General features: G+C 63.3%; 11 protein-coding genes. 7 read left to right on the forward strand and 4 right to left on the reverse strand.

From position 1 onward, the window contains the following. Positions 1–55 precede the first annotated feature (55 nt). The 6 genes from WC739_RS08740 (at position 56) to WC739_RS08765 (ending at position 6,373) form a co-directional block, all read left to right on the forward strand. Positions 56–1,222, forward strand: coding sequence for a D-alanyl-D-alanine carboxypeptidase family protein (locus tag WC739_RS08740; protein WP_372952630.1), 1,167 nt, complete (start codon positions 56–58; stop codon positions 1,220–1,222). Between the two features lie 170 nt (positions 1,223–1,392). Further along, positions 1,393–2,067 (forward strand): dTMP kinase, encoded by a 675-nt coding sequence (tmk, locus tag WC739_RS08745; RefSeq protein WP_372952631.1) that lies wholly within the window; start codon positions 1,393–1,395, stop codon positions 2,065–2,067. Further along, the gene (locus WC739_RS08750; protein ID WP_372952632.1) at positions 2,064–3,119 is read left to right on the forward strand and encodes a DNA polymerase III subunit delta'; all 1,056 of its coding nucleotides are present in this window, start codon (positions 2,064–2,066) and stop codon (positions 3,117–3,119) included. The genes tmk and WC739_RS08750 overlap by 4 nt, the downstream gene beginning before the upstream one ends. Before the next feature lie 87 nt (positions 3,120–3,206). Continuing rightward, positions 3,207–4,757: a methionine--tRNA ligase gene (metG, locus tag WC739_RS08755; RefSeq protein WP_372952633.1), complete on the forward strand. Its 1,551-nt coding sequence runs from the start codon at positions 3,207–3,209 to the stop codon at positions 4,755–4,757. Further along, positions 4,757–5,551: a TatD family hydrolase gene (locus tag WC739_RS08760; RefSeq protein ID WP_372952634.1), complete on the forward strand. Its 795-nt coding sequence runs from the start codon at positions 4,757–4,759 to the stop codon at positions 5,549–5,551. The genes metG and WC739_RS08760 overlap by 1 nt, the downstream gene beginning before the upstream one ends. A 3-nt stretch (positions 5,552–5,554) precedes the next feature. Beyond that, a complete protein-coding gene (locus WC739_RS08765; protein ID WP_372952635.1) occupies positions 5,555–6,373 on the forward strand; it encodes an MBL fold metallo-hydrolase in 819 nt (272 codons plus the stop codon). 225 nt (positions 6,374–6,598) lie between these two features. Here WC739_RS08765 and WC739_RS08770 read toward each other — a convergent pair whose 3' ends face one another. The 4 genes from WC739_RS08770 to WC739_RS08785 form a co-directional block, all read right to left on the reverse strand. Then, positions 6,599–7,480: an aldose 1-epimerase family protein gene (locus tag WC739_RS08770; RefSeq protein ID WP_372952636.1), complete on the reverse strand. Its 882-nt coding sequence runs from the start codon at positions 7,478–7,480 to the stop codon at positions 6,599–6,601. A gap of 165 nt (positions 7,481–7,645) precedes the next feature. Then, positions 7,646–8,362: a Bax inhibitor-1/YccA family protein gene (locus WC739_RS08775; RefSeq protein WP_372952637.1), complete on the reverse strand. Its 717-nt coding sequence runs from the start codon at positions 8,360–8,362 to the stop codon at positions 7,646–7,648. A 23-nt stretch (positions 8,363–8,385) separates the two neighbouring features. Further along, a complete protein-coding gene (locus tag WC739_RS08780) occupies positions 8,386–9,159 on the reverse strand; it encodes an anti-sigma factor (protein ID WP_372952638.1) in 774 nt (257 codons plus the stop codon). Beyond that, on the reverse strand, positions 9,156–9,689 hold the full coding sequence (locus WC739_RS08785) for a sigma-70 family RNA polymerase sigma factor (protein ID WP_372952640.1): 534 nt from the start codon (positions 9,687–9,689) through the stop codon (positions 9,156–9,158). Before WC739_RS08785 ends, WC739_RS08780 begins: the two co-directional genes overlap by 4 nt. Before the next feature lie 175 nt (positions 9,690–9,864). On the opposite strand from WC739_RS08785, the gene WC739_RS08790 reads away from it, so the two are divergent. Next, positions 9,865–11,049: an aromatic amino acid transaminase gene (locus tag WC739_RS08790; RefSeq protein WP_372952639.1), complete on the forward strand. Its 1,185-nt coding sequence runs from the start codon at positions 9,865–9,867 to the stop codon at positions 11,047–11,049. The last annotated feature ends 13 nt before the right edge of the window (positions 11,050–11,062 follow it).

Raw genomic sequence — 11,062 nt, forward strand, 5'->3', positions numbered from 1 at the left:
AAGCCCGATAGTTTTCGCGGGCTTGCCGGACTTTCCGGCCAATGGGTCGAATTTCATGCCGCTTCGCTTATGCCGGCCTTTCGCCGGGCTTATGGTTTTTTGCCTGTTGCTAGTGCCCATGGCTCCGGCCCGGGCGCAACTCTTCGAAACGAAGGCGGCCCAGGCCTTCATGATCGACGCCGAGACCGGAACGGTGCTGTTTTCGAAGGATGCCGACAAGCCGATCCAGCCGGCCTCGATGGCCAAGCTGATGACGATGGAAGTCGTTTTCAACGCCTTGAAATCCAAACGCCTGACGCTCGACGATACATTCGTGGTGAGTGAAAACGCCTGGCGCAAGGGCGGCGCCCCATCGGGAACATCGACGATGTTCGCCAAGCTCAAATCAGCGATCAGGATCGAAGACCTTGTTCAGGGCGTTACCGTTCAGGCTGCCAATGACGGCTGCATCGTCATCGCTGAAGGCATGGCCGGTTCCGAAGACAATTTTGCTGCGCAGATGACCGAGCGCGCCCGCCAGATCGGTCTCAAGACGTCGATCTTCGTCAATTCGACCGGATTGCCGGCGGACGGGCAGCGCACGACCGTGCGCGAACTGACGCTCCTGGCGCTGCATCTCTGGCGTGATTATCCGGATCTCTACCGCTATTACAGCCAGAAGGACTTTACTTGGAACAAGATTACCCAGAGGAACCGCAATCCGCTTCTGGGGATGGATATCGGCGCCGATGGCCTGGCTGTCGGCGCAAGCGAGGCCTCCGGCTTCGGCATCGTGGGGTCGGTCAACCACAATGGCGCACGAGTGATCGCGGCGATGAGTGGGCTGGCCAACGACAAGGAGCGCGCCGAGGAAGCGCGAAAGCTGCTCGACTGGGGTGTTCGCTCCTTCGAGAAGACCGAGATCTTCGCCAAGGACGAGGTCGTCGGCGAAGCCCAGGTCTTCGGCGGCGCGAAATCCGGCGTGACACTGAAAGCCAGGGGCCCGATCGCTATCTTCCTACCCATCACCAACCGCGACAAGCTGACGGCCAGGATCGTTTACGATGGCCCGGTGGCGGCGCCCGTCGAGGCCGGGCAGCCGGTAGGGGCTTTACGCGTCTGGATCGGCGATACGCTGAGCCAGGAAACGCCGCTGTTCGCTGCCGAATCGATCGGCGTCGGAACGCTGCCCCAGCGTGCGCTTGACGCTGCCAAGGAACTTGCGGTCGGCTGGCTGCGCTAGGACCGTGGACCTTTTCCGGATGCAGGGCTATCAGGGCTCCGCGCATTCCGGGTGGGTGCGCATTGACACCTTGAGTGCTCGATTCGCGCGTGAGCGGCGACGAAAACCGTTTTCCGGTTCTCAGGCTCATGCGCTACAGTCGACTGGGGCGCGGGCAAGAGGCATTACGATTGGCGCGAGGTTTTTTCATCACCTTCGAAGGCGGCGAAGGCGCGGGCAAGTCGACGCAGATCGAGCGGCTGGCCAGGAAGATGCGCGCCAAGAAATACGATGTCGTCGTCACGCGCGAGCCGGGTGGCTCACCGGGCGCCGAAGCGGTACGGCATGTGCTGCTCTCCGGCGCCGCCGAACCGTTCGGGCCGAAGATGGAGGCGCTGCTTTTCGCCGCCGCGCGCTCCGACCATGTCGAGCAGGTCATCCGGCCGGCGGTCGAACGCGGCTCTATCGTGCTTTGTGATCGTTTTCTGGATTCCTCACGGGTCTACCAGGGGGTAACCGGTGGCATCGACCCGGTGTTCATGAACACTTTGGAGCAGGTTGCGATCAATGGCATGATGCCCGACATGACACTGATCTTCGACATCGACCCGGTCGAGGGCCTCAGGCGCGCTACGCTGCGTCGCGGCGCGGATGCCGATGCCGACCGCTTCGAGAAGGAAACGCTGGCGATTCATCAGGCTCGAAGGGAGGCCTTTCTGGCGATCGCTGCGGCGGAACCCCGGCGCTGCATCGTCATCGACGCGTCCGCCGATCCCGCTACGGTCGAGGACGTCGTCACCGCCGCAGTGTTCGCCGCCTTGGAAGCGATTACCCCGGAAACCAACAGGCGGGCAACGCCGGCATGATCTTCGAACGCATCGCCCCCGAACAGCACGACACGCTGGACGGCGTGCCCGAGCCATCCGAAACGCCGCGTCTGACCGGACATCGACAGGCGGCCGGGATGCTGGCGGCCGCGTATCAATCGGGAAAGTTGCCGCACGCATTGATCTTGGCTGGACCTCTCGGCATAGGCAAGGCGACGCTGGCTTTCCATCTCGCGCATCATCTGCTGAAGCACCCGGATTTCGCGCGGGCGCCGGAGACCCTTGCCATCCCCGATCCAGCCTCGCCGCTTTTTCGCCAGATCGCCACCGGCGCGCATCCGGGCGTGCTGCATCTGACCCGTCCGCTGAACGACAAGACCAAGAGCTTCAAGACCGTCGTCACCGTCGATGAAATCCGCAAGGTCAACCGTTTCCTGTCGCTGACCTCGCATGACGGCAGCTACAGGGTCGTCATCGTCGATCCGGCAGACGACATGAACACCAATGCGGCCAATGCCTTGCTGAAGAATCTTGAAGAGCCGCCTGCACGCACGCTGTTCATCCTGATCGTCCATGCGCCGGGCAGCCTGCTGCCGACGATCCGGTCGCGCTGCCAGGTCGTACGCCTGACGCCGCTCGACGCGGGAGACCTGATGGCAGTGCTGGAAACCATCGAGCCTCCACCGCCCGACGATCCGGCGGCGCGCGCCGCGCTGGTCGAGCGGGCAGGGGGCAGCGCGCGCAACGCAATCCTGTTGACGCAGTATGGCGGCCTGGAGATCGCCTCGACGCTGGACGCCCTAGTGGCCGGAAGGAAAGGTGACACGGGCGGAGCGTTCCGCCTTGCCGAGGCAGTCGCCGGCCGCGACCAGGCGATCCAGTTCGACATCTTCAACCGCCGGGCGCTGGAGCTGTTGTCGGAGGCGGCGAGCGAGGCAGCGCTCGCGGGAGACCTGGCCCGAGCCAAGATCCTTTCGGACACTTGGCATGAGGCGCTGGACGCTATATCTGAAAACGATACCTACAATCTCGACAAGAAGCAGCACGCCTTGACCATGATCGACCGCCTGAATTCTGCAATGCGAATGTGACGGGCCGCCGGCTTGGGATGGCAATCGCCGCCCCGATGCGATATCCACCGCCACGCCTTCCATTCAGACGTTCATGACGGTTCACTCATGTCACGCGACACATTCTACATCACCACCCCGATCTTTTATCCGAATGGCAAGCCGCATATCGGCCATGCCTATACGGTCATTGCAACCGACGCGCTGGCCCGATTCCAGCGGCTGGACGGCAAGGACGTCTTCTTCCTGACTGGCACCGACGAACATGGCCTGAAGATGCAGCAGACGGCCGAGAAGGAAGGCATAACGCCTCTGGCGCTGGCCGACCGCAATTCGGCGGTTTTCCGCGCGATGACCGAGGCAATGGGCGGCTCGAATGACGAGTACATCCGCACGACCGAGCCGCGCCACTATGAATCCTGCCAGGCAATCTGGAAAGCGATGGCCGCCAATGGCGACATCTATCTCGACCGCTATAGCGGCTGGTACTCGGTTCGCCAGGAAGCCTATTTCGACGAAGGCGAGACGACGCTCGGCGAAGACGGCGTACGCCGCGAACCGCTGGGCTCGCCGGTCGAATGGAACGAGGAAGAAAGCTACTTCTTCAGGCTTTCCGCCTATCAGGACAAATTGCTGGCGCTTTACGAAAACCAGCCCGACTTTATCGGTCCGACCGAGCGCCGCAACGAGGTGCTCAGCTTCGTCAAATCCGGGCTGAAGGATCTGTCGATCTCGCGCACGACCTTCAAATGGGGTGTGCCGGTGCCGGGCGACGACAAGCATGTGATGTATGTCTGGGTCGACGCCTTGACCAATTACATCACCGCCGCCGGCTATCCCGACACGAAGGCGGAGCAATGGCGCTATTGGCCGGCCACGCACATCATCGGCAAGGACATTGTCCGCTTCCATGCGGTCTATTGGCCGGCCTTTCTGATGTCGGCCGGCATCGAGTTGCCAAAGCGCGTTTTCGCGCATGGCTTCCTGTTCAACCGCGGCGAGAAAATGTCGAAATCGGTTGGCAACGTCGTGGATCCATTCGCGATGGTCGAACACTATGGTCTCGACCAGGTGCGCTACTTCTTCCTGCGCGAGGTGCCGTTCGGCAACGACGGCAGCTACAGCCATGAAGCCATCGTCAACCGCACCAATGCCGATCTTGCCAATGGCCTCGGCAATCTGGCGCAGCGCTCGCTATCGATGATCTCCAAGAACTGCGGCGGCGCGGTGCCACGGCGCGGCGACCTGACCGAGGCCGACAGTGCAATCCTGGACCAGGCCGTGGAAGCGCTGACAATGGCGCGCAAGGCGATGGCCGGGCAGGGGATCCATCTTGCCCTGGCGGCGATCTTCGAAGTCGTCGCGGAAGCCGATCGTTACTTCGCCGGACAGGCGCCATGGGCGCTCCGGAAAACCGACCCGGCGCGTATGGAAACCGTGCTGTGGACAACCGCCGAAGTCGTCCGGCGCGTGACCTTGCTGTGCCAGCCTTTCGTTCCGGGTTCGGCCGCGAAACTGCTAGACCTGCTTGCGGTGCCGGCTGGCGAGCGTGAGTTCGCGCACGTCCACGCGGACTACGCGCTGGTGCCTGGCACCGCCTTGCCCGCCCCGGAGGGCGTGTTCCCGCGCTATGTCGAACAGCCGGGCGTGGACGTCTGATGCTCGTCGACAGCCATTGTCATCTGGATTTTCCAGATTTCGCCGAGGAGCGGACGGCCATCGTCGCCCGCGCCATCGCCGCCGGTGTCGGGCGCATGGTGACGATTTCGACGCGCGTGAAACGCTTCCAGCAACTCCTTGAAATCGCCGAGGCTTTCGATGCCGTCTACTGCTCGGCCGGCACCCACCCGCACAACGCCGACGAAGAGCTCGACGTCACGGCGGCCGATCTAATCCGCCTCGCGGCCCATCCGAAAGTAGTAGCGATCGGCGAGGCCGGGCTGGATTACTTCTACGACAAGGCGCCACGCGACGCGCAGGCGCAAGGTTTTCGCAATCACATCGCCGCGGCGCGCGAGACCGGGTTACCTCTGGTCATCCATGCGCGCAATGCCGATGACGACATGGCCGCCATCCTCGAGAATGAAACAGGAAAGGGGGCCTTCCCCTTCATCCTGCACTGTTTTTCGTCCGGACGCCGGCTGGCCGAAATCGGAGTCGCACTCGGCGGCTACATCTCATTCTCGGGCATACTCACCTTCAAAAATTCGGACGAACTGCGCGCCATCGCGGCCGATGTGCCGCGTGACCGCCTTCTGGTCGAGACCGACGCGCCCTATCTGGCGCCCATCCCATTTCGCGGCAAGCGCAACGAGCCTGCCTATGTTACGCACACAGCCAAGGTCCTGGCCGAGACGATCGGCGTCGGCGAGGCCGAAATCGCAGACCTGACGACGAACAATTTCTTTCGTCTTTTCCGCAAGATGCCGCGCCCCGTCGAGCAAAGCGCCTGAGCCATGGCGGACCGGCTGCGCGTCACCATTCTCGGCTGCGGCTCGTCGCCAGGCGTTCCGCGCATCACCGGCGACTGGGGCAATTGCGACCCGCACAATCCCAAGAACCGGCGCATGCGTGCCTCCGTCCTGATCGAGCGGATCGCGAGCAATGGCGCCCGCACGACCGTCGTGATCGATACCGGGCCGGATTTTCGCCAGCAGATGCTGATGGCGTCGGTCCGGCGCATTGACGCGGTCGTCTACACGCATCCGCATGCCGATCATATCCACGGCATCGATGATCTGCGCGGCTTCGTGCTCGATCAGCGCCACCGGATAAATGTCCATGCCGATGAGCCGACAATGGCGAGGCTGCGACAGGCTTTCGGCTATTGTTTCGAGACACCGGCCGCCAGCTCTTATCCGCCCATCGTCAACCCTCACATCATCAGCCACGCGAGACCGGTGGTCATCGAAGGAGAGGGGGGTGCCCTCGCCCTTGAGCCGCTGCCGCAGGTGCACGGCGACATCATATCGCTCGGCTTCCGCATCGGCGGACTGGCCTATTGCCCTGACATCAGCGATTTTCCTGAGACCACCGCGGACCGGCTGCGCGGCCTCGACGTGCTGATCATCGACGCGCTGCAATACAGGACGCATCCGAGCCACCTTTCACTCGGCCAGGCGCTCGGCTGGATCGAACAACTGGCGCCGAACCATGCCGTGCTGACTCATATGCACGTGCCGCTGGACTACGCCACGGTCATGACCGAGACGCCGGCGAAGGTCGAGCCGGCCTATGATGGAATGATAATCGAACTGCCTTATCCGACAGAGTGATGGATCGGAAACGATTGGAAGGCTCCGACACAGGAACGGCGTACCACATCTTCTTGCGTCCAACACGAGGATCTAAGGATCTGAATGGCTGTGGCAGAGCGTATCGAACGCTCAAGCCGATGAAAAACATCGCCAATTCTGCAGATCAACTCGATCCATAAGTTCCATAATCTATCTTATGCGACTTTCTGATACGCCGGTGGGTGACCTCATATAGCGAGCCGATCATCCAGGCTGTTGGCTCAACCGGATCTGATAGCTGAGCGCGCGCGTCGCGCCGGGTTCGACCAGCATCACCCCCGGCTTGTCGATGAAGTCTCCATCGAAGTCCAACGGGCTTGCAATGCCGTGCCAGGGTTCGATGCACAGGAACGGCGCGCCGCCAGGCTTCGACCAGATGCCCAACTCCTGGAAGCCCTGCCACGACATCTCGACTGCCGGACCGTGGCCGGCTGCATAGCGGACGCTGGTGCTGGCGGGTCGGTCGAGGATGATGGCGTCCTCGTCGAACAGTCGCTCGGAAAGTTCGAGGGTCTTGCCTTGCACAGGCGTTGGCTGCGGCGCGGCCAACAGCAGGCCGTCCTTCAGTCGGCGGATGGGCGCCAGCTCATTATCGGCAAACGTTAGCTGGTAATCCGTCTTGGCCAGATCCGGCAGCAGCGGCCAGTTGAACGCCGGATGCGCTCCGATCGATGCCGGCAGCGGCTCATCGCCGGTGTTGCTGATCTCGAACGCCACGCCAAGTTGCTGGCGCTCCAGCGTGTAAGTCACCGCGAGCCGGAAGGCGAACGGGTAATGCGTGCGGGTGTCGGCATCGTCGGTGAGAACCAGCGTGCAGGATCTAGAACTCCTCTCCGCCCACGCAAAGGGCTTGTCACGCGCGAACCCGTGCTGCGACATCGGATAGGTCCGGCCCCGATGCCGCAGCGCATCGCCCTTGAGCCGGCCGACGATCGGAAACAGCACAGGAGAGTGGCGCCGCCATTCCGGCCCGGCCTGCCACAGAAACTCGAGGCCGCGCGCGTCCCGCAGGGACACCAGCTCGGCACCCTGCCCGACTATGACAGCCGATATGCCGTCGCCATGAAGCGTCTGGCTGTCTGCCACAGATCCTCGCGTGCTGTTGGGTCGATGACAGCAGAGTAGCAAAAGCGCCCGGCGACTCAAGATGCGGCCGGCCCTGCCGGAACGAATTGTGGCCGGAGGTTTCCCTCCGGCCACCTCTCCGCGTCAAGGGCGAAAATCCTCGCCCTTGCCCACAGCGGACAGTCGTCATTCGCGTTCGCCGGTGAAATTCAGCAGCAGCTGGAAGATGTTGATGAAGTTCAGATACAGCGAGAAGGCGCCGAAGACGGCCAGCTTCTGGCGTGATTCGCTGTCGAAATTCTCTGCATACTGTTCCTTGATCGTCTGCGTATCCCAGGCGGTCAGGCCGATGAAGACGGCGATGCCGATGACCGAGATGGCAAACTGCAGTGCTGTCGAGCCAAGGAAGATGTTGACGACGCTGGCGATCACCACGCCGATCAGGCCCATGATCAGGAAGGACGAGAACTGGGTCAGGTCCCGCTTGGTGGTGTAGCCGTAGAGGCTGGTGGCGCCGAACATGGTGGCGGCGATGAAGAAGGTCCGGGCGATGCTGGTTCCGGTGAAGACGAGAAAGACAGACGCCATCGACACACCCATCACCGCGCAGAAGGCCCAGAACATCGCCTGGGCGCTGGCCGCCGACATGGTCTGCATTTTGAACGAGAACAGCAGGACAAAGGCGAGCGGCGCCAGCATCACCACCCATTTCAGCGGGCTGGAGAAGATCGGAACGTAGAGCGCCGGCGTTGACGACACCAGGAAGGCGATCAGGCCGGTGACCACCAGGCCAACACCCATGTAATTGTAGACGCGCAGCATGTGCTGGCGCAGGCCTTCGTCATAGACGGCGCCGGCCCTTGCGCCGGAACCAACTCGATATCCCAGATTGGGTGTGTTCATTTGAAGTCTCCTTTGTGGACCGATCAGTAAAGCGTCTTGGCAAGCGTCTCGGCGGCGTGGTCGAGGTCTCTTACGTCGCTATGCCCGACGACCGCGTAGGCGACCTCGCCGATCTGGAAATAGGCCGATGAAATGTCGCCCGAGGGCGCCACGGCCGGCTTGACGACGTCGAAGGTGCCCGGACGAATGGCAAACAGCGAGACCAGGCCCATGTCCTTGGTATCTACCGCCACCTCGACGCTGGGGCCGAAGCGCGACGGATAGATCTGCACATCGCGAACCTTCCAGTCTGCTGGCAGGCTTGGCATGACGATGGCTGTCGCGGCGCGGATTTCGCCGGCGTTGTAGTTGGGCGCCTCTGGCTGCGACGGCATGGTCTCGCGCACCAGCGTCGTCCTGTGTGCCCGCACCGCCTCGTCGACATAGGCAGGTGGTTGCGGCGAGGCGACGACCTTGGTCACCGACATCGGTCCGATGATGCCGTTGGCCAGCCAGCCGGCACCCACGAGAAGCGCAACCGTGGCCGCGCGCTGTAGCGCGCCGAAGACACGACCCCGGGCAAGCCCCCTCTCCAGCCGTCGCGCGGCTTCGGCGGTTGCCGGCCGCGCCATGCCCTTCGAATCGGCGAGCGCGACGCGCAACTCGTCGCGGGTTCTAAGGTCCGACATCACGCGCGCCGCCGTTTCGGGCCGGGCCGACAGGAAAGCCTCGACCTCGATGCGGCGGGTGGCGTCCAGCTGGTCGTCGACATAGGCGTCGAGATCGGCATCGGTCACGGGATCGACGCTTGCAGTCATGACGGACCTCCCACGACCCTGAGGTGATTTTTCGACTTCGAAGGACCAGAGTCCTCCATTTCGCGCAAAGCGGCCCGCGCCCTGCCGATGCGTGACATCAGCGTGCCAAGCGGCACGCCGCTGGCAGCGGCGGCCTGTTGGTAGGACAGCCCCTCGATGGCGACGAGGTGCAGCGCCGATCGCTGCTCTTCCGGCAGGTTGAAAAAGGCCTGGCGCACCTGCGCCAGCCGCAACGAATGTTCCTGCGGCGGCGGCGTGCTGCTGTCGGCCAGGTGAGCCGCCTGCTCGATCCGCGCTGCTTCCGAGCGGCGCGATCGCATGCGATCGATGAAGGCGTTGTGGACGATCGACAGCAGCCAGGCGCGCAGGTCGCCGCCCGCGCGGAAGGTGCCACGCCGTTCATAGGCGCGGACCAGCGCGTCGTGCACGAGGTCCTCCGCGTCAGTGCCGTCACGCGTCAAGGAACGTGCGTAGCGGCGCAGAGACCCGAGCTGTCCTATGATGTCAAAGCGTGGCATCGACCGTTTCATGCCCTGTTTACGGAGCATGTGGGGATTTTAATCCCGGCGCCGCCAGTTTTCTTTCGCGCGGTTCGCCACTGCAGATGATCGTCAGACGTACGCCATTAGCTTTGGCGTGATTGAAACCGCTGGTGCATCACGTCCGATTTGCGTATCAATCCGCCGCGCCAACGGAACCATAGCGATGTTCGAAGACCTGCAGCCAGCTCCCGCCGATAAGATCCTGGCCTTGATCGGCCTTTATCGTGCGGATCCCCGTCCAGACAAGGTCGACCTCGGTGTCGGCGTCTACAAAGATCGCGACGGCAAGACCCCTGTCATGCGCGCCGTGCGCGAGGCGGAGAAGCGGCTGCTGCAGGGCCAGGACACAAAGACCTATCTCGGCCTCGCCGGCGATACCGCTTTCAACACCGCGATGGCCAAGCTGGCCTTCGGGCCGATGGCGGACATGACGCGTATCCGCGCCGCGCAGGCGCCTGGCGGATCCGGGGCGCTGCGCCTGGTCGCCGAATTGCTCAAGCGCACGCGCTCGGACGCAACGGTCTGGCTGTCGGATCCGACATGGCCGAACCACATGCCGGTGATGCGTGCCGCTGGCCTGCAAATCCGCGAATATCCCTATTTCGATGCCGCTTCGGGTGCCGTCCGTTTCGACGACATGCTGGCGGCGCTGCGGACGGCCACCAGCGGCGACGTGGTGATGCTGCATGGCTGCTGCCACAACCCGACCGGCGCCAATCTGGACGCGGCGCAGTGGCAGGCGGTTACCGATCTGGTCGTCGAGTGCGGCCTGCTGCCGTTCGTCGACATTGCCTACCAGGGCTTCGGCGATGGCCTGGAGGCCGACGCCCTCGGCCTGCGGCTTCTGGCCGCCAAGGTGCCTGAAATGGTCGTCGCCTCCAGCTGTTCGAAGAATTTCGCCGTCTACCGCGACCGCGTCGGCTCAGCGATAATCCTGGCCAGGGATGGCGCCCAGGCCGACGTCGCGATGAGCCAAATGCTTTCGGCGGCGCGCGCCATGTATTCGATGCCGCCGGACCATGGTGCTGCCGCCGTGCGCATCGTGCTGGAAGACGACGCATTGCGGGCCGACTGGGAAGCCGAACTAGAAGAGATGCGCTTGCGCATGCTGAGGCTTCGTGTGCAGTTCGCCGAAGCGCTGCGCCGGCAGTCCAACTCCGACCGCTTCGACTTCGTCGCCAGCCATCGCGGCATGTTCTCCCGCCTGGGTCTTACGGAAGCACAGGTCGAGCGGCTGCGCGACGAGCACGGCGTCTACATGGTCGGCGACAGCCGCATCAACGTGGCGGGCCTGCCCGAGGACCGCATGGATGAACTCGCCAAGGCGATCGTCTCCGTGCTCGACTGACAAGGCTGGTCGC

Source organism: Mesorhizobium sp. (assembly GCF_041661565.1).
Taxonomy (GTDB): Bacteria; Pseudomonadota; Alphaproteobacteria; order Rhizobiales; family Rhizobiaceae; genus Mesorhizobium.

Coding starts and splice junctions, on each gene's coding strand:
- WC739_RS08740 (WP_372952630.1), top strand. CDS start 56: ATGCCGCTTCGCTTATGCCGGCCTTTCGCCGGGCTTATGGTTTTTTGC.
- WC739_RS08750 (WP_372952632.1), top strand. CDS start 2,064: ATGATCTTCGAACGCATCGCCCCCGAACAGCACGACACGCTGGACGGC.
- metG (WP_372952633.1), top strand. CDS start 3,207: ATGTCACGCGACACATTCTACATCACCACCCCGATCTTTTATCCGAAT.
- WC739_RS08760 (WP_372952634.1), top strand. CDS start 4,757: ATGCTCGTCGACAGCCATTGTCATCTGGATTTTCCAGATTTCGCCGAG.
- WC739_RS08765 (WP_372952635.1), top strand. CDS start 5,555: ATGGCGGACCGGCTGCGCGTCACCATTCTCGGCTGCGGCTCGTCGCCA.
- WC739_RS08780 (WP_372952638.1), bottom strand. CDS start 9,159: ATGACTGCAAGCGTCGATCCCGTGACCGATGCCGATCTCGACGCCTAT.
- WC739_RS08785 (WP_372952640.1), bottom strand. CDS start 9,689: ATGAAACGGTCGATGCCACGCTTTGACATCATAGGACAGCTCGGGTCT.
- WC739_RS08775 (WP_372952637.1), bottom strand. CDS start 8,362: ATGAACACACCCAATCTGGGATATCGAGTTGGTTCCGGCGCAAGGGCC.
- WC739_RS08790 (WP_372952639.1), top strand. CDS start 9,865: ATGTTCGAAGACCTGCAGCCAGCTCCCGCCGATAAGATCCTGGCCTTG.